The organism is Pseudonocardia zijingensis, from assembly GCF_042657305.1.
GTDB lineage: Bacteria > Actinomycetota > Actinomycetes > Mycobacteriales > Pseudonocardiaceae > Pseudonocardia > Pseudonocardia zijingensis.
In genome coordinates, this window is record NZ_JBHSKO010000002.1 from 223,157 (window position 1) to 240,633 (window position 17,477).

The following is a 17,477-nucleotide window of genomic DNA, read 5'->3' on the forward strand; positions in this document are numbered from 1 at the left end:
GACCGTGCGCGGCGACGCCCTCCTGCTGTGGCGCTACCTGCGCCTGGGCCACGACCTGCGTCCGTGCGACGCGGGCGTGGGCCTCGGCAGCCACGACCTGGGCGTCGCCACGCACGCGGCGCAGCTCTACCACCGCGGCATGTTCCCGGTGGTCGTCTTCTCCGGCGGCTCCACCCCCACCACCCGCGACCGCTTCCCGCGCGGGGAGGCGGTGCACTACCGCGAGCACGCCCTCGCCCTCGGCGTGCCGGCCTCGGCGGTGCTCGTCGACCCGCACGCCACCAACACCGGCGCGAACATCCGCAACGCCCGCGCGCTGCTGGCCGCGGACGCGCCCGCATCCGTCCTGCTGATCTCCAAGCCCTACGCCGAACGGCGCACCCACGCCACGGCGTGCAAGCTCTGGCCGGAGGTCGAGGTCGTCTGCAGCTCCACACCGCTCGACTTCGACGCCTACGTCGAGAGCATCGGCGACGAACGCCTGGTCATCGCCATGATGGTCGGCGAGCTGCAGCGGATCCTCGCCTACCCGGCCCGCGGGTTCATCGTGCCGCAGCCGATTCCCGACGAGGTGCGGGAGGCCGGTGAGCGGCTCCACGCAGCGGGCTTCACCGGCCGCGCAATGCGGCCATCCGGACCACTGCACGGGTGATCCAGCTCATTACGCTGGTTCACCTGCGCCGGTACAGCGCCGGTGACCAGGGAGGCACCCCGGTGATCGAGCACGCTGCGGCCCCCGTCCACGTGGAGCACCTGCGCCCGGGTGACCACGCCTGCGTCGAGTTCGACGACGTCGAGTCCCGGTGGGAGGTGCTCACCGCGTTCGCGCAGATCGGGCTGGCCCGCGGGGAACGGGTGATGCTGCTGCTCGACCCCGACGACCTCGACGACGCCGCCACCGTCGCCCGCGTCGACGACGGCACGGGTGTGGCGGCCGGCGCCCACGAGCACGGCCACCTCGTGGTTGCGCGCAACACCTCCCTCTACTTCCCCGACGGGCGGTTCGACGCCGACCGCACGCGCCGGGCCTACGCGGCCGCCACCCAGCAGACCGTCGACGACGGGCACCACGCGTTGCGGGTCGCGGTGTCCATGGCCTGGGCGCCCCGGGCCGGGTGGAGCGACGACGAGCTGATGGCGTGGGAGGGGTCGGCCGAGCACCTGTTCCGGCCTGCGCGATTCGCGGCGCTGTGCTGGTACGACCGGGCGCGGTTCAGCGAGCACATGCTGGCGGGCGCGCGGGAGATCCACCCGGTGCACGTGCTGGACCGGCTGAGCATGCTCGAGGTCACCCGCCACCCCGGCGGCGCCCGGATCGCCGGATCCGGGTCCCGCGAGGAACTCACCCGCGTGCTGACCGACGTGCTGGCCCGCGGCCCGGAACAGAGCCCGCTCCACTTCGAACTCGACCTCGCAGGCGCCCGCGACGTCGACGCGCACTGCGCCTGGATGCTGATCGACCTCGCCGGGGCGCTCCCCCCGGCCGACCGCCTCGTGGTGCGCTGCGACCGCTCGCTGGAGATGGTGCTGCGCGGGCTCGGCGCCGACGCGGTGCCGCAGCTGGAGCTCGCCGTGGCGAGCGACTTGAACGATGCGGCGGGCGTGGCCTGACCGGGGCCGGCGGGCTGCCACGCGGCCTACTCCCACACCACCACGTTGCGCCGCACGGGCACCGAGTCGCGGTTGCCCGCGAACAGCTGCGGCGACCGCTGCCGGATGCGCTCGACGTCGTCGAAGACAGCGCGCAGGTGGGTGCGCATGGCGGCGCGTGCGGCGCTGACGTCGCCGGCGAGGACGGCGTCGAGGATCTCGACGTGCTGGTGGGTGAAGGCCGGCGGTGCGGTGGCCTGCAGCCCGAGCCTGCGGGCGCGGTCGAGGTGGCCCTTGGCCGCCACGACGGTGGCCCAGGCGTTGCCGTGCCCGGACAGGCGCAGCAGTGCGTGGTGGAACGCCTCGTCGAGCGCGAAGAACTCCTCGACGTCGAGGCCGCGGCGCCGCTGCGCCCTGAGGTTCTGGCGGAGCTCGGTGACGATGTCGGGGTCGAGTTCGGCGGGCATGTCCTCGAGCGCGGCGAGCTCGACGGCCTCGCGGAGGAACTGCGCGTCGGCGACGCGGGCGGGGTCGACGCGCGAGACGAACGACCCGACCTGCGGGAAGACCTGCACGAGGCCTTCCTCGGCGAGGAGGATCAGGCTCTCCCGCACGGGTGTGCGGCTGACCCCGAGCTGGGCGGCGAGCTCGTTCTCCGACAGCGCCGAGCCGGGCGGGTACTCGAGCGTGAGGACCTTGCGCCGCAGGGTCTCGTAGACCGTTCTGCGGCTGGTCCGCCTGGTCGCCCGCGTCACCGCACCAGCTTATCCGCCCTTGCACCAACTTCGCGACATCTGCTTGTATACCAGCACTGGGCGACAAGGAGGTTGGGGATTCGTGAGCACGATCGAACGCGCGGAGGTCTTCGTGGCCTCCCCCGGGCGGAACTTCGTCACGTTGCGGATCACCACCTCCGACGGCGTGACGGGCCTGGGCGACGCCACGCTGAACGGGCGTGAGCTGGCCGTCGCCGCGTACCTGCGCGAGCACGTGGTACCGCTGCTCATCGGCCGCGACCCGGCTCGCATCGAGGACATCTGGCAGTACCTCTACAAGGGCGTCTACTGGCGGCGCGGCCCGGTCACGATGACGGCGATCGCGGCCGTCGACACCGCCCTGTGGGACATCAAGGGCAAGGTCGCGGGCCTGCCCGTGTACCAGCTGCTGGGCGGGAAGTCCCGCGAGGGCGTCACGGTCTACGCGCACGCGAGCGGCGCCGACGTGCCCTCGCTGCTCGACGACGTCGCGCGCTTCCTCGACCTCGGCTACCGCGCCGTGCGCGCCCAGGCGGCGGTTCCCGACGTGGCCGGCACCTACGGCGTGCGCAAGGGGGAAGGCATCTACGAGCCGGCCTCGACGGCGCTGCCCGAGGAGCAGCCGTGGGACACCGAGGCCTACCTCGGGTTCGCCCCGACCTACCTGGAGGCGGTGCGGGAGCGCTTCGGGTTCGGCTTCCACCTGCTGCACGACGTGCACCACCGGCTCACGCCGATCGAGGCGGCGCGGTTCGGCAAGCGCGTGGAGGACTGCAGGCTGTTCTGGATGGAGGACCCGACGCCCGCGGAGAACCAGGAGGCGTTCCGGATCATCCGGCAGCACACCACCACCCCGATCGCCGTCGGGGAGGTGCTCAGCTCCATCTGGGACGTCCAGCAGCTCATCACCGAGCAGCTGATCGACTACGTGCGCACCACCGTCGTGCACGCCGGTGGCATCACGCACCTGCGGCGGATCTTCGACCTGGCCGCGCTCTACCAGGTGCGCACCGGATCCCACGGCGCCACCGACCTCTCCCCCGTCACGCTCGCGGCCGCGGTGCACCTGGACACCGCGGTGCCCAACTTCGGCATCCAGGAGTACATGCCGCACGCACCGGAGACGATGGAGATCTTCCGCTCCGGGGTGCGGTTCGCCGACGGGATGCTCGTCCCGTCCGACGAGCCCGGGCTCGGCGTCGAGTACGACGAGCAGGTCGCGCAGCGGTTCCCGTACCAGCCGCGCTACCTGCCCGTCGCCCGCCGCCTCGACGGCTCCGTCCACGACTGGTGAGGAGGAACCCCGTGGCAGAGGGCACCACGGCCGGCCCCGCGACCCGAACCACTCGGGATCTCGCGAAAGCCGCGACGTCCGGCTGGCTCGGCACGGCGATGGAGTTCATGGACTTCCAGCTGTACTCGCTGGCGGCCGCCATCGTCTTCAACCAGCTGTTCTTCCCCGACGTCAGCCCGGCGATCGGGCTCATCGCCGCGATGGCCACCTACGGCGTGGGGTACGTCGCCCGGCTCGCGGGCGCGCTCTACTTCGGGCGGATGGGCGACCGCATCGGCCGCAAGCGGGTGCTCTACCTGACGATCCTGCTGATGGGCGCCTCCACCACGTTGATCGGCGTGCTGCCCACGTACGCGCAGATCGGGCTGCTCGCGCCGATCCTGCTGGTGGTGCTGCGGCTGGTCCAGGGCTTCGGCGCAGGCGCGGAGATCGCGGGCGCCACCGTGATGCTCACCGAGTACGCGCCCGTCCAGCGGCGCGGGCTGATCGCCTCGCTGGTGTCGCTCGGCACCAACTCGGGCACGCTCGCCGCCTCCGCGCTCTGGGCGTTCCTGCTGGCCGTGCTGTCGGAGGAGCAGCTCTTGGCGTGGGGGTGGCGCCTGCCGTTCCTCCTCAGCTTCGTGCTGATGATCTTCGCGGTGTGGCTGCGGCGCAGCCTCAAGGAGAGCCCGGTCTTCGAGGAACGCGCCGACGTCGTGGACGGCCGGGCGGTGAGCCGCGCCGAGGCCGGTGGTGTGCTGGAGAAGGGCCTGCGCCAGCGCAAGGGCAAGGCGTTCTTCCTCGCACTGGGCCTGCGGTTCGGCCAGGCGGGCAACTCGGGGCTCGTCCAGACCTTCCTCGTCGGCTACATCGCCTCCACGCTGCTCGTCGACCGCTCGATCCCGACCGACGCCATCGTCTACGGCTCCATCCTCGGCTTCGCCACCGTGCCGGTCGTGGGCCTGCTCGGCGACCGGTTCGGCCGCCGCCCGATGTACGCCGTGCTGTCGGTGCTCACGGTCGTGCTCGCCTTCCCGCTGGTGCTGATGATCACCAGCGGCAGCACGGTGGCGCTCGTGCTCGGGATGGTGCTCGCCCTGAACGTCGGAGTGCTCGGCCTCTTCTCGCTGGAGAGCGTCACGATGGCCGAGCTCTTCGGCGCGCGCACGCGCTTCACGCAGCTCGCGCTCGCCAAGGAGATCGGCGGGATCCTCGCCACCGCGATCGGTCCCGTCGTCGCGGCCACCCTCACCGCGGTCACCGGCAGCTGGTGGCCGATCGCCGCGATGCTCGTGGCCTACTCCCTGATCACGCTCGTGGCCACCGTGCTCTCGCCCGAGACGCGCGGCCGCGACCTCGTCGAGCTGGAGGACGCGGCGTGAGAGCGGTGGTGGTGCACGCCGCGGGCGACGTCCGCGTCGACGAGGTGCCGGACCCGCGCCCCGGCCCGGGCGAGGTGCTGCTCGCGATGGAGTGGGGCGGCATCTGCGGCTCCGACATCTCCTACTTCCGCCACGGCGCCACCGGCACCGCGGTGCTGCGCCACCCGCTCGTGCTCGGGCACGAGGTTGCCGGCCGGGTCGCCGCGGTGGGGCCGGACGTGGCCGGGATCGCCGAGGGCGACGCCGCCACCGTGCACCCCGCCACGCTCGTCGGCGACGTGCGGCTGCCGGAGCGAATCGCCGGGCGCACGAACCTGCATCCGCACGTGCGCTACTTCGGCTCGGCCGCGTTCGACCCGCACACCGACGGCGGGTTCAGCGAGTACCGGGTGGTCCGCGCCGACCAGGTCCGAGCCCTGCCCTCCGGGGTGAGCACCGAGCACGGCGCGCTCGCCGAGCCGCTCGGCGTGGCGCTGCACGCCGTGCACCGCGCGGGCGACCTGCGGGGACGCACGGTGCTGGTGAACGGCGCGGGCCCGATCGGCTCGCTCGTGGTGGCAGCGGCGAAGCACCGCGGCGCGGCCGCCGTGGTGGCCGCCGACGTCGCGGCGCCTGCGTTGGCCGTGGCCGCGGCCATGGGCGCCGACAGCACGGTCGACCTCACCACATCGGCCCTCCCGGAGGACGTCGAGGTGGTGATCGAGGCCTCGGGCGCGGCCGCGGCGATCGGACCGGTGCTGCGTGCCACCGCCCGCGGCGGCACGCTCGTGCAGGTCGGCAACCTGCCGGGCAGCGCCGTGTCGGCGGTGCTGGGCGACCTCGTGACCCGCGAGATCACGTGGGTGGGGTCCTATCGGTTCGTCGACGAGATCGACGACGCCCTGCACGCCATGCGCGACGGCCTCGACGTCTCCCCCGTGATCACCCACCGCTTTCCGCTCGAGCAGGCCGAGCAGGCCCTGCGCACCGCGGCCGACCGGACCACGGGCAGCAGCAAGGTGCTCCTCAACCTCGTTGCTGGGGGCGAGGCGGCTCCGCCAGCACCCGGCAGTGCCGCTTGACGATCACCTGAGGTGCGGGCAGCGCGGGGGCGTCCACCCCCACCGGCACCACGGTGAGGCGCCAGTCGGAAGCACCCGGACGGCCCGCCGCGGCCCAGGCGTCGAGCGCCGCGAGCAGGCGGTCGGCGAGCGCGCGTGCGTCGCGGCCGAACTCCCGCACGGCCACGTCCGCCGCGCCGCACCCCCGCGACTCGACGGGCACCACCGCGGCGAGGCCGCCGCCCGCGCTCAGCGCGACCGTGCCCGCCGTGGCGCCGAGCGGGAGCAGGTGGTCCGCCAGCGGGGTGTCGGGCCGGACCGCCAGCAGCCGGCACACGCCCGGCTCGGTCAGGGCGAGCCACAGCCCGAACCCGTCCCAGACGTCCACCGCACCCAGCCGCACAGGCGCGGTCCGCTGCTCCCCCGGGTCGGCCAGTGCCCGCGCGGCGGCGGCCAGGTCGGGTTCCGGCGCGTCGTCGGGGGTCTGCAGCGCGACACCGAGTCCGTCGACGATCCGGCTCGTCTCGGCGCTCGCGGCCGTGCCGCGCAGCCGGATGAACGCGCAACTGCGCACCGAGTCGCAGCGCAGCACCCCGTCCACCCCCAGGTCGAGCGCCACCGACAGCTGGCTGCCGCGCACCGCGAGCGGCAGGAGCAGCCGGCCGCCCGGCGCGAGCTGCGCCACCCACGCGGGCAAGACGTCGTCGCTGCCCACCGTGAGCACGATCCGGTCGTAGGGGGCGCCGGACGGGTAGCCCTCCGCGCCGTCGGCCACCACCAGCTCCACGCCGTCCACGCCCGCCGACTCCAGGTGGCCTGCGGCGCGGTCGACGAGCTCCTCGTCGATGTCGACGGCCGTGACCGCGCCCGCGGGACCCACGATCCGCGCCATCAGCGCGGCGTTGTAGCCGGTGCCTGCCCCGATCTCGAGCACCCGGTGGCCCGGCTTCAGGTCCAGCTGCTCCAGCATGATCGCCATCATCGAGGGCTGCGACGCCGAACTGGTGGCCACGCCGTCGCTGAACTGCACCGCCACGGCCTCGTCGGCGTAGGCGTCCGACACGGCGAGCCCCGGCAGGAACAGGTGGCGCGGAACGCTCCGGAACGCCTCCTCCACGGCGGCCGAACGCACCCGCCCCGCCTCGCGCAGGGCGTCGACCATCCGGTTGCGAACCCGCACGACGTCCACCACGGGGAGTCTGCTGCCCGCGGCGGAACCCGACAACCCGGGTGTCAAGGGCCCGTCATGGGCACCAGGTCGTCGGCGTGGACGACCTCTCGGCGCTGCTCGGGTGCGAGGTCGCGGGTGCGGCGCCCGATCAGGTCCGGCAGCTCTGCGGCGTCGAACCCCACCACCCCGCGCGCGACGACCACGCCGTGGGGCCCCACCAGGTCGACCACGTCCCCGGCCACGAAGTCACCGCTGATGCCGTGGATCCCGGCCGCGAGCAGGGAACGCCTGCGGTCGATCACCGCGGCAACGGCGCCCGCATCGAGGTCGAGCGCACCGCGCACGTCGGCGGCGTGCCGCAGCCAGAACCGGCGCGCCGACATCCGCCTGCCCGACGGGCGGAACGCGGTGCCGACCTTCGGGCCCGTGTCGGCGACGTCCAGGGCCGCGCCGACGTCCTCCGCCGCGGCGAGCAGCACCGGGATGCCCGCGGCCGCGGCCATCGCCGCCGCGGTGATCTTGGTGGCCATGCCGCCGGTGCCGAGCGAGTCGGCCCGGGAGCGCGCCACCCGCACCGCCTCCAGGTCGGCCGGGGCCTCCACCTCCGACAGCAGGCGCGAGCCCGGGCGGCGCGGATCGCCGTCGTAGAGGCCGTCGACGTCGGAGAGGAGCAGCAGCCCGTCGGCGCCGATCAGGTGGGCCACCAGCGCCGCGAGCCGGTCGTTGTCGCCCACTCGGATCTCGTCGGTGGCCACCGTGTCGTTCTCGTTGACGACCGGCAGCACCCCGAGCCCGAGCAGCCGTTCCAGCGTGCGCTGGGCGTTGCGGTAGTGCGACCGGCGGATCATGTCGTCGGCGGTGAGCAGCACCTGCCCGATCGGCAGGTCGTGCCGGCCGAACGCGGCGGCGTAGGCCTCCGCGAGCATCAGCTGGCCGACGGCCGCGGCGGCCTGCTGGGTGGCGAGGTCGCGGGGCCGCCGGGTGAGCCCGAGCGGAGCGAGTCCGGCCGCGATCGCCCCCGACGAGACCAGCACCACCTGGCTCCCGCTCTCCCGCCGCGCCACGAGGGCGTCGACGACCGCGGAGAGCCGGGCCGGGTCGAGCCCGCCGTCGAGGCTGGTGAGGGAGGAGGAGCCGACCTTGACGACGACGCGGCGCGCCGCGGCCAACCGTGCCCGCGCGGCGCTCATGCCCGCGCTCCCCGGCCCCCGAACGCCGGCATGGTGGCTTTACTGGCGCAATGTGCCAGTAAAGCCACCATGCCGGCATTGCGGGACGCGGTGCGGCTGGGCATCACTCGTCCTCGTCCTGCTCGGACCACAGCTCCTCGTCCGTGTGGTGCCTGCGCCGCTCCGCCCGGGCCGCCTTGCGTTCGGCGGCCGAGACGCGCGCGGAGCGCTCCAGCCGGGCGTCCGTGCCACGCCCGGACATCACCGCCACGCCCGACGGGGTGCTGGGCTCCCAGTCGAACGTGACGTCGCCGATCGTGACGGGGCAGCCCGGCTCCGCACCGGCCTCGGCGAGGGCGTCCTCCACTCCGAGGCGGGCCAGGCGGTCGGCGAGGTAGCCGACGGCCTCGTCGTTGTCGAACGCGGTCTGGCGGATCCAACGCTCGGGCCGGGCACCGCGCACGATGAAGCCGCCGGGCAGCTCCGGGTCGGGCTCGACGGTGAAGCCCGCGTCGTCCACGGCCTGCGGGCGCAGCACGATGCGGGTGGGCTCGGCCACGGGCTGGGCCGCGCGGTGGGCGCGCACCTGCGCGGCCATCGCGAACGCCAGCTCCCGCAGCCCGGCCCGGGACGCCGTGGAGATCGGGAACACCGGCCACCCGAAGCGTTCCTCGAGGTCGGCCTTCACCAGGTCGGCCATCTCGGCGGCGTCCGGCACGTCCACCTTGTTGAGGGCGATCAGCCGGGGCCGGTCGGCGAGCTCTCCGCCGAGGGCGGGCGTGTAGCGGGCCAGCTCGTCCTCGAGCGCCTGCACGTCCGACACCGGGTCGCGGCCCGGCTCGTACGTGGCGCAGTCGACGACGTGCACGAGCACCGAGCAGCGCTCGATGTGGCGCAGGAAGTCCAGGCCGAGCCCGCGCCCCTCGGACGCACCCGGGATCAGCCCCGGCACGTCGGCGACGGTGAACACGTCCTCGCCCGCGGTGACCACGCCGAGCTGCGGCACGAGCGTGGTGAACGGGTAGTCGGCGATCTTCGGACGGGCCGCCGACAGGGCCGCCACCAGCGACGACTTCCCGGCCGACGGGAAGCCGACGAGCCCGACGTCGGCCATCGACCGCAGCTCGAGCACCAGGTCGCGGCTCTCCCCGGGCTCCCCGAGCAGGGCGAACCCCGGCGCCTTGCGCGCCTGCGAGGCCAGCGCCGCGTTGCCGAGCCCGCCGCGGCCACCCTCGGCGGCGACGAAACGGGTGCCCGCCCCCACCAGGTCGGCGACGATCTCACCGCGGTCGTCGAACACGACGGTGCCGTCGGGCACGCGCAGCTCGAGGTCCTCGGCGTTGGCCCCGGCCCGGAACCCGCCCTGGCCCTGCTTGCCGTTGCGCGCCCGGGCGTGCGGTCGGTGGTGGAAGTCGAGCAGCGTGTGCACGCCGGGGTCGACCACCAGCACGATCGACCCGCCGCGGCCCCCGTTGCCGCCGTCCGGGCCGCCGAGCGGCTTGAACTTCTCGCGGTGCACGGAGGCGCAGCCGTTGCCGCCCGAGCCCGCCGTGGCGTGAATCACCACGCGGTCCACGAACCTGGACATCGACTCTCCTCACACACGACAACGGCGGGCCACCACCCGGGCGGCCCGCCGTTGTCAGGTTCTACTGGGTGCGCAGGCCTCAGGCCTGCGCCGGCACCACGTTGACGACCTTGCGGCCCTTCGAGTAACCGAACTCGACCGAGCCCTCGACGAGCGCGAACAGCGTGTCGTCGCCACCCCGGCCGACGCCGAGACCCGGGTGGAACTTGGTGCCGCGCTGGCGGACGAGGATCTCGCCCGCGTTGACGGCCTGGCCGCCGAAGCGCTTGACGCCGAGGCGCTGTGCGTTGGAGTCGCGACCGTTGCGCGAGCTGGACGCACCCTTCTTGTGAGCCATGGTGGCGTCCTCCTACTTCGAGATGCCGGTGACCTGGACCTTGGTGAGCGGCTGCCGGTGGCCCTGCCGCTTGTGGTACCCGGTCTTGTTCTTGAACTTGTGGATGCGGATCTTCGGGCCCTTGGTGTGCTCGACCACCGTGGCGGTGACCGAGGCGGCCGAGAGCGCCTTGGCATCCGTGGTGACGTCCTCGCCGTCCACCAGGAGCACGGCCGGCAGGTTCACCTCGGCGCCGGGCTCCCCGTCGATCTTCTCGACGGTGACCACGTCGTCGACGGCCACCTTGTACTGCTTACCGCCGGTCTTGACGATCGCGTACATCGACGCACTGCTCCTGAAGCTCGGGGGTCGTGTCACAGGAAATCCTGCGCGGGCCGCGACTGCTCTCCAGGGCGGCACTGATTTCCCAGGATACCGGACGGGTTCGACGGGCGGTCATGCCGGGTCGGCCCCACCCTCGACGGGCGGGCCCGCGGGCCGGGACGCGGCGCGCCGGGAGCGGCGCGGCCGGACGGCGGGACCGGGCTCGGCCTGCGGCGGCACGGCCACCGGGGCGGGCGCGGCCGATGCCTCGGCCGGCTGGGGCGTGCTCGACACCGTGACGACCGCCGCGACCGGCGCGTCGCCCGCGATGGCGGTGGGCGCACCGGCGGTGCGGGTGACGCGGCCGCGGCGGCGCCGGGGGCGCTCCTGCGGCTCGTCGGCGGCGGGCTCAGCAGCGGCCGGCTCGACGGCCACCGGTTCGGCGGCGACGGGCTCGGCGGCTGCCGGCTCCGGGGCGACCGGCTCGGCGGGCGCGGGAGCTGCTGCCTCGGGCGCTGCCGTTTCGATGGCTGCCGTGTCGGGCGCTGCCGTGTCGGGCGCTGCTGTGTCGGTGGCTGCCGTGTCGGTGGCTGCCGTGTCGGGCGCTGCCGTGTCGGGCGCTGCCGTGTCGGGCGCTGCCGTGTCGGGCGCTGCCGTGTCGCTGGCCGACTCGGGAGCGACCGAGCGCTCGACCACCACCTCCTCCACCGCGTCGGCGGCGACGTCCACCGGCCCGGCCGAAGGGGAGGTCTGCACCACACCGCGGCGGGCGCTGCGGCGCACCCGCCTGCTCGTGCTGGGGGCGGGTTCCGCCGCCGGGGCAGGGCCTGCCGGGTCGAGCACCGCGGGGGTGACGACCGGGGCGGGCGCACCGACGTCAACGGACGCCGCCGCCGCGGAGGTGTCGGCGGGGGTGCTCTCGGGACGGCCGTTGCGGATGCCGTTGGCGCTCGGCACGGGCTCCTGCGTGCGCACGTCCTGACCGTTGCGGTCGTCGCCGTCGCGCCGGCCGCGGCCACCGCGTGAGCGGCGCCCGTCACGTTCGGGGCGGTCGAAGCGCTCGGATCGGACGGGACCGCTCGAGACGGGTTCGGTGTTGACGATCACGCCGCGCCCGCGGCAGTGCTCGCACGGTGTGGAGAAGTGTTCGAGCAGCCCGCCGCCCACGCGCTTGCGGGTCATCTGGACGAGGCCGAGCGAGGTGACCTCGGCCACCTGGTGGCGGGTGCGGTCGCGGGCCAGGCACTCGGTGAGCCTGCGCAGCACCAGGTCGCGGTTGGCCTCGAGCACCATGTCGATGAAGTCGATGACGATGATGCCGCCGATGTCGCGCAGCCGCAGCTGGCGCACGATCTCCTCGGCCGCCTCGAGGTTGTTGCGGGTGACCGTCTCTTCGAGGTTGCCGCCGGAGCCGGTGAACTTGCCGGTGTTGACGTCGATGACCGTCATGGCCTCGGTGCGGTCGATCACCAGCGTGCCGCCCGAGGGCAGCCACACCTTCCGGTCGAGCGCCTTGAGCAGCTGGTCGTCGATCCGGTAGGCGGAGAACGCGTCGTTCGGCCCGACGTGGCGGTGCAGCCGGTCGGCGAGCTCCGGCGCCACGTGCGCGACGTAGCCCGACACCGTGTCCCACGCGTCGTCGCCGTCGACGACGAGCCGGGAGAAGTCCTCGTTGAACTGGTCGCGGATGACCTTGACCAGAAGGTCCGGCTCCTCGTAGAGCAGAACCGGCGCCTTGGGCTTGTTGGGGCCCGTGGCCTCGGCCTTGCTCTTCACGACCTCCCACTGGGCCTGCAGCCTGCGGACGTCGCGCTCGAGCGCCTCCTGGCTGACGCCCTCCGACGCGGTGCGGATGATCACCCCGGCCTCGCTGGGGACGATCTCCTTGAGCATGTCCTTGAGCCGCTTGCGCTCGACGTCGGGCAGCTTGCGGCTGATCCCGGCGGCGCCGCCGCTCGGCACGTAGACGAGGAAGCGGCCGGCCAGGCTGATCTGGGTGGTGAGGCGGGCGCCCTTGTGGCCGATCGGGTCCTTCGTGACCTGGACGAGCACGCTGTCGCCGCTGGCGAGCGCCTGCTCGATGCGGCGCTGCTTGCCGCCGAGCCCGGCGGCGTCCCAGTCGACCTCGCCCGCGTACAGCACGGCGTTGCGCCCGCGGCCGATGTCGACGAACGCGGCCTCCATGCTCGGCAGCACGTTCTGGACGCGGCCGAGGTAGATGTTGCCGACCAGCGACTTGCCGGTGCCGTCACGGCCGCCGGTGGTGTTGACGAAGTGCTCGACGAGCACGTCGTCCTCGAGCACCGCGATCTCGACGCGGTCGCCGCGCTCGCGCACGACCATCGTGCGGTCGACCGACTCGCGGCGGGCCAGGAACTCGGCCTCGGACAGGATCGGCGCCCGCCTGCGCCCGGCGTCACGCCCGTCGCGGCGGCGCTGGCGCTTGGCCTCCAGCCGGGTGGAGCCCCGGACGCTCTGCACGCCGTCGCCCTCGTCGGCGTCGCGCGCCTCGCGCGGTGCCCGCACCTTGGTGACCGTGTTGGGCGGGTCGGCCTCGTCGCCGGAGTCGGAGCCGTCCTCGGAGGAACCGCGGCGACGCCTGCGGCGCCTGCGCCGACGGGAACCGCCCGCCTCGCCGTCGCCCTGGGCCGCCTCGTCGTCCTGTGCGGCGCCCTCGTCGGTGTCGGAGTCACCCTCGCCGTCGGTGTCGCCGGTGGAGTCGGCGGAGTCGGTGTCGGACTCGGCCGAGCCGGTGTCCTCGGCGTCGGCGGTGGTGTCCTCGTTGGCGTCCTCGTCGCCGCCGCGCCCACGGCCACGACCGCGGCGGCCGCGGCGCCTGCGCCTGCGGCCGGTGCCGTCCTCGGAGTCGTCGCCCTCGTCGTCAGCACCCGCCGGGCCGGTGGCCTCGGCGTCGTCGGACGCCGCGGCGGGCTCCTCCTCGACCGGCTCGGGCGCGGCGGCCTTGCGGCGGCCCCGGGTGGGCGCCTGGAACAGCGGGGTGGGCGGAGCGAACACCGGCGCGAGCGCGGCGGGCTCCTCGGCCGGCTCGGCGCCGGCCTCGGCGGCGGGCGCCTCGTCGGCGGCCGCCTCCTCCGGCGCGGGCTCGAACGTGGCGGCTACCTGCTCGGCCACCTTCTTGTCGACGCTCGACTGCGCGCTGCGCACCTCGATGCCCAGCGAAGCCAGCGCCGCGAGCACCTCGCGGCTCGTACGGGCGAGCCTTCTGGCGAGCGCGTGCACCCGCATCCTTTCGGGGAGATCGTCCAGCGCGGGTACGGGGACAGGCCCGCCGGGCGTACCGGCGGGCGCTTCTGTATTCGACATCCAGCTCCTCCGCCCCCGGGCGCCTCCGGTGCGGAGGCGGCCGCGCAGGGGCCACGTGCAGTTCTCTCGACGCGTTGCGCGACGAGCAATCCTCGGGTCTCGCTCCGCCCCGCGGGGCGGTACTCCTCGGCGACGAGCCGGTCCGCTGGAATCAGGCCCGGGTGGTGACCCGGTCTTCAGCCGAGAGGATCGGCCAGGTCGCCCCGATGGTCGAGCAGTCCCTGGGCCGTCCTGGTCGCCCTCGCGGGCGATGGCGGCCTGAGGCCTGCGACAACATCGAGTGCACCCAACACGTCGTCGGGTCGAACAGCGGGTGTCGTCTGCCGTACGACCGCCGTCAGTATCGCACAGACTCCCGCCCGATCGGGGGGCATCGCGGGCGCGCCACCCGACGGAGCGGCATCGACCTGGGCCGGATCCCGCACGTCGGCGCGGACGAGCGCGGCCCGGACGTCGATCTGACGACGGCCGGAGGGTGTGACGCGTTCGACGACGACCGAGTCCCGCGCGAGCAACTCGGCCAGCGCGGACCGCAGCGCGCCGGGCTCGACGCCGGGCAGCTCGACCACCCAGCTGCCGGCCTCGATCCGGTCGGCGAGCGCGGGCCCCTCGGCCACGGCGGCCGCGAGCACGTCGAGGCCGTCGGGCAGGGCCGCGTCCAGGGCCCTGGCGAGTGCATCGGGGTCGACCGGCTCGGTCAGCCCGATCTCCACGTACTCGGCCTCGCTGGCCGTGCCGGTGGGTGCGGCGCCGATCCACGACAGCCGCGGGTGCGGGCTGAAGCCGTGCGAGTGCGCCACCGGCACCCCCGCCCGCCGCACCGCCCGCTCGAAGCTGCGCGCCACGTCGCGGTGGGAGAGGAACCGCAGCCGCCCCCGTTTGGCGAACCGCAGCCGCACCTTCTGCACGGTGGGTGGGGCGGGGTTGGCGGCCTCCCCGGGGCGCACGCGAGCCATGGCGGGGAGTCTAGGCAGGCGAGGGAAGGACCGGGCGCGTCATGCCCGCTGCACGGCGATGCGGCGGGCCACTTCGAGATCGACTCCGGCCGCTGAGAGCTCCACCGCGCCGGATGACCAGTCGAGCGTGGGCTTGATCGCTGTTCGGGCGCGTTTCCCGACGCCAGGTGTCGGAAAACGCGCCCGACCGGCGATCTTGGCTCCCGGGCACGGTGGGTCAGGCGCCGGCCCGGTCGGCGTAGGCGCGCAGCATCCGCACGAGACCGGCGTCGTCCACCGCGATCCGACCGGTGCGCCCGATGGCGACGAGGCAACCGATCACGCGCCGCGCGCCGTCGCGGACCGGCACCGCCAGGGCGGAGCGGCCGAGGCGGGCCTCGTCGACCTCGCGGGCCACCCCGGTCTCGCGGATCGCGCCCAGCTCGGCGGCGAGGGTGTCCGGGTGGGTGATCGTGCGCGCGGTGACCGGGCGCAGGGCTGTGGGCGCCAGCTCGGGGCGCTGCGCGAGCAACAGCTTCCCGATCGCCGAGGCGTGCAGGTGCATCCGGATCGTCCCCTCGTCGGGCAGCTCGTGGTCGGGGTCGCGGTCGACGAACCGGACCCGCCCGTGCGCGTAGGACGCGACGAAGATCCCGAAGCGGACGTGGGTCCGCAGCTCGTCGACGACGCCCGGAGCCGGCAGCGGCTCGGGGTCGTTCACGGCGGCCCCGGCGAGCTCGCGCGTGCGCCGGCCGAGCGCGAACCCGGACAGGTCGGCGATCCGCACCAGGTAGCCGTCCGCGACGAGCAGGTTGAGCAGCCGGTACGCGGTGGCGGGCGGGATGCCGCTGTGCCGGGAGATCTCGCGCGCCGTCACGCCCGCGCCGAGCTGCGCGACGGCCTCGAGCAGCGCGAGGGCCTTCTGCACCGCCCCCGGCTCTTGCCCCGCGGGAGCGCGGTCGCAGCCGGCCATCAGGCCGAGCGGCGGACGAGGACGACGTTGCCCGCGGCGTCGCGGGCCAGGGCGCCGGAACCCGGCAGCACGTCGGCCGACTCCGCGCAGTCGAAGGCCCCGATCCCGTCGAGGCGCTCGCGGCGGCGCAGGAACCGCTGCCAGCAGGGGCCGGCGAGCAGCAGCGCGACGACCACGGCGGCGGCCGCGCCGCTGCCGTCGAGCAGGGTGGCCACCAGCTGGTAGGCCAGCAGGGCGGTGCCGACGGCGGCCGCCGCGGTGCCGGTGACGAGCGCGGCGGGGGTGTGCTCGCCGATCCGCAGCAGGAACCGGACCGACGCCGCCGCCACGAGCACGTAGGCGAACACCACCATCGCGCGGACGACGTGGCGCAGGTCGCCGGCGCCGGCCACGGCGGTGACCCCGGCGCCGAGGGCGATGACCGGCACGATCAGGACGAGCGCGGGCCACGGCGTGCGGAACCGGGCGTGCACCCTCGTGAAGCGCCGCGGCAGCAACCGCTCGACGCCCATCGAGTACACGAGCCGGGACGCGGCGTGCGCCGACGCCGTGGCCGAGGCGAGCCAGGAGCAGCCGACGCCGACGTGCAGGGCCACCACGAGCGGGGCGGGCACGCCGGAGGCCGTGCCGTGCAGCCACGCGTTCAGCAGGGTGGCGCTTCGGCCGGTCCACGCCGCCCACGCCGCCACGACGAACAGCGCACCGCACAGCAGCGGCGTCGCGAGCACCGTGCGGGTGATGGTGACGAACGGGCGCTTCGCCTCGGGGCCGAAGAACGTGGCGCTCTCGAAGCCGGCGAGCGAGAAGATCGTGGCGAGCGCGAGGTAGAGCACGGCGTGGGTGGCGCCCGCCGCCGGTGCGGGCAGCACGACCACGCCCGGCGCGGGCAGCACGGACAGCCCGATGATGAACACCAGCGAGCAGAGCTCGACGGCGAGGATCGCGATCGCCCCGACCCGCACCCCGCGCACCAGCACGGCGAGCACCACGGCGGCGACGAGGGCGAGCACGGCGAGCCGCGCGCCCGCCCCGGTGGCGTCGAACCCGGCGAGGGTGGCCAGCGTGGTGACGGTGACGGCGCCGGAGTGCAGGGTGAGCGCGGCGCTGCCGAGGAACTTCGCGAGGATCGCGACGCCGGTGGCGAGCGCCGCGCGGGTGCCGAGGCCCTGGAACGCGAAGCTGTGCAGCCCGCCCGCCGCGACCTGCCGCCGGGTGAACCGGACGACGCAGCCCGCGATGCACATGATCAGCAGCGTGGCGCCCAGCACGGTGAGCACGCCTGCGGCCGGGTCACCGGTCTGCAGCATCGTGACCGGCAGCACCACCATCGAGGCCGCGGGCGCGGTGGTCGCCACCGACTGGGCGAGCACCTCCAGCCCGGACAGCCTGCGGCGGCCCAGCGCGCGCAGCGGTGACACCGCGGGGCGCTCCGGCTCTCCCGCCGTGAACGAGCGGGCGATGGCGTCCGCGAGGGCCGACATGCCGGCCGACGCTAGGCGCGCGGTGTTACCGCCGGGTGACCCGTGCGGGTCGAACGGCGCACCGCGAGTGGGAGCCCGGCACCCGCTCTCCCACTCCTGGCGCCGCCGATCGTTCGCGCGCGTTCGCACGGCCGACGCGGGGCGGACCGACGATCG

Annotated in this window: 15 protein-coding genes; 5 read left to right on the forward strand and 10 right to left on the reverse strand. The window is 74.5% G+C overall.

What is annotated here, in order from left to right; translation table 11 throughout:
- The first annotated feature begins 4 nt into the window (after positions 1-4).
- Both ACFPL3_RS05280 and ACFPL3_RS05285 read left to right on the forward strand, forming a co-directional pair.
- Positions 5-652 carry a YdcF family protein gene (locus ACFPL3_RS05280; protein WP_343942430.1) on the forward strand — a complete coding sequence of 216 codons (648 nt, stop codon included), beginning with the start codon at positions 5-7 and terminating at the stop codon, positions 650-652.
- A gap of 62 nt (positions 653-714) precedes the next feature.
- Positions 715-1,611 carry an MEDS domain-containing protein gene (locus ACFPL3_RS05285; RefSeq protein ID WP_343942431.1) on the forward strand — a complete coding sequence of 299 codons (897 nt, stop codon included), beginning with the start codon at positions 715-717 and terminating at the stop codon, positions 1,609-1,611.
- A gap of 26 nt (positions 1,612-1,637) precedes the next feature.
- Here ACFPL3_RS05285 and ACFPL3_RS05290 read toward each other — a convergent pair whose 3' ends face one another.
- Complete coding sequence (locus ACFPL3_RS05290; RefSeq protein WP_343942432.1) at positions 1,638-2,345, reverse strand: GntR family transcriptional regulator; 708 nt, start codon at positions 2,343-2,345, stop codon at positions 1,638-1,640.
- Between the two features lie 82 nt (positions 2,346-2,427).
- Here ACFPL3_RS05290 and manD point away from each other — a divergent pair, with 82 nt between their 5' ends.
- Genes manD through ACFPL3_RS05305 form a run of 3 tightly spaced genes read left to right on the forward strand, consistent with a single transcriptional unit; the run spans position 2,428 to position 6,061 of the window.
- Positions 2,428-3,639: a D-mannonate dehydratase ManD gene (gene manD / locus ACFPL3_RS05295; protein ID WP_343942433.1), complete on the forward strand. Its 1,212-nt coding sequence runs from the start codon at positions 2,428-2,430 to the stop codon at positions 3,637-3,639.
- 11 nt (positions 3,640-3,650) lie between these two features.
- Positions 3,651-5,000 carry an MFS transporter gene (locus ACFPL3_RS05300; RefSeq protein ID WP_343942434.1) on the forward strand — a complete coding sequence of 450 codons (1,350 nt, stop codon included), beginning with the start codon at positions 3,651-3,653 and terminating at the stop codon, positions 4,998-5,000.
- Positions 4,997-6,061 carry an L-idonate 5-dehydrogenase gene (locus ACFPL3_RS05305; RefSeq protein ID WP_343942435.1) on the forward strand — a complete coding sequence of 355 codons (1,065 nt, stop codon included), beginning with the start codon at positions 4,997-4,999 and terminating at the stop codon, positions 6,059-6,061. The genes ACFPL3_RS05300 and ACFPL3_RS05305 overlap by 4 nt, the downstream gene beginning before the upstream one ends.
- Here ACFPL3_RS05305 and fxlM read toward each other — a convergent pair.
- From fxlM to ACFPL3_RS05350, 9 genes are all read right to left on the reverse strand, one after another.
- The gene (fxlM, locus tag ACFPL3_RS05310; RefSeq protein WP_343942436.1) at positions 6,006-7,229 is read right to left on the reverse strand and encodes a methyltransferase, FxLD system; all 1,224 of its coding nucleotides are present in this window, start codon (positions 7,227-7,229) and stop codon (positions 6,006-6,008) included. The genes ACFPL3_RS05305 and fxlM overlap by 56 nt on opposite strands.
- Positions 7,230-7,273: 44 nt before the next feature.
- The gene (proB, locus tag ACFPL3_RS05315; RefSeq protein WP_343942437.1) at positions 7,274-8,401 is read right to left on the reverse strand and encodes a glutamate 5-kinase; all 1,128 of its coding nucleotides are present in this window, start codon (positions 8,399-8,401) and stop codon (positions 7,274-7,276) included.
- A 103-nt stretch (positions 8,402-8,504) separates the two neighbouring features.
- Positions 8,505-9,968: a GTPase ObgE gene (obgE, locus tag ACFPL3_RS05320; protein ID WP_343942438.1), complete on the reverse strand. Its 1,464-nt coding sequence runs from the start codon at positions 9,966-9,968 to the stop codon at positions 8,505-8,507.
- A 79-nt stretch (positions 9,969-10,047) separates the two neighbouring features.
- A complete protein-coding gene (rpmA, locus tag ACFPL3_RS05325; protein WP_343942439.1) occupies positions 10,048-10,305 on the reverse strand; it encodes a 50S ribosomal protein L27 in 258 nt (85 codons plus the stop codon).
- A gap of 12 nt (positions 10,306-10,317) precedes the next feature.
- Positions 10,318-10,626, reverse strand: coding sequence for a 50S ribosomal protein L21 (gene rplU, locus ACFPL3_RS05330; RefSeq protein ID WP_343942440.1), 309 nt, complete (start codon positions 10,624-10,626; stop codon positions 10,318-10,320).
- Positions 10,627-10,740: 114 nt separating this feature from the next.
- Entirely contained in the window at positions 10,741-13,932 is a 3,192-nt protein-coding gene (locus tag ACFPL3_RS05335; protein ID WP_379588446.1) for a translation initiation factor IF-2 N-terminal domain-containing protein, read from the reverse strand.
- 176 nt (positions 13,933-14,108) lie between these two features.
- Positions 14,109-14,888, reverse strand: coding sequence for a TIGR03936 family radical SAM-associated protein (locus tag ACFPL3_RS05340; protein ID WP_343946016.1), 780 nt, complete (start codon positions 14,886-14,888; stop codon positions 14,109-14,111).
- Between the two features lie 217 nt (positions 14,889-15,105).
- The gene (locus ACFPL3_RS05345; RefSeq protein ID WP_343946017.1) at positions 15,106-15,840 is read right to left on the reverse strand and encodes an IclR family transcriptional regulator; all 735 of its coding nucleotides are present in this window, start codon (positions 15,838-15,840) and stop codon (positions 15,106-15,108) included.
- Positions 15,840-17,321: an APC family permease gene (locus ACFPL3_RS05350; protein ID WP_379588447.1), complete on the reverse strand. Its 1,482-nt coding sequence runs from the start codon at positions 17,319-17,321 to the stop codon at positions 15,840-15,842. The genes ACFPL3_RS05345 and ACFPL3_RS05350 overlap by 1 nt, the downstream gene beginning before the upstream one ends.
- Positions 17,322-17,477 lie beyond the last annotated feature (156 nt).

Bases quoted from the DNA above. Each gene is read 5' to 3' on its own strand.
- proB (WP_343942437.1), bottom strand. From the start codon at position 8,401: ATGAGCGCCGCGCGGGCACGGTTGGCCGCGGCGCGCCGCGTCGTCGTC.
- obgE (WP_343942438.1), bottom strand. From the start codon at position 9,968: ATGTCCAGGTTCGTGGACCGCGTGGTGATTCACGCCACGGCGGGCTCG.
- rpmA (WP_343942439.1), bottom strand. From the start codon at position 10,305: ATGGCTCACAAGAAGGGTGCGTCCAGCTCGCGCAACGGTCGCGACTCC.
- rplU (WP_343942440.1), bottom strand. From the start codon at position 10,626: ATGTACGCGATCGTCAAGACCGGCGGTAAGCAGTACAAGGTGGCCGTC.
- ACFPL3_RS05335 (WP_379588446.1), bottom strand. From the start codon at position 13,932: ATGTCGAATACAGAAGCGCCCGCCGGTACGCCCGGCGGGCCTGTCCCC.
- ACFPL3_RS05340 (WP_343946016.1), bottom strand. From the start codon at position 14,888: ATGGCTCGCGTGCGCCCCGGGGAGGCCGCCAACCCCGCCCCACCCACC.
- ACFPL3_RS05345 (WP_343946017.1), bottom strand. From the start codon at position 15,840: ATGGCCGGCTGCGACCGCGCTCCCGCGGGGCAAGAGCCGGGGGCGGTG.
- ACFPL3_RS05350 (WP_379588447.1), bottom strand. From the start codon at position 17,321: ATGTCGGCCCTCGCGGACGCCATCGCCCGCTCGTTCACGGCGGGAGAG.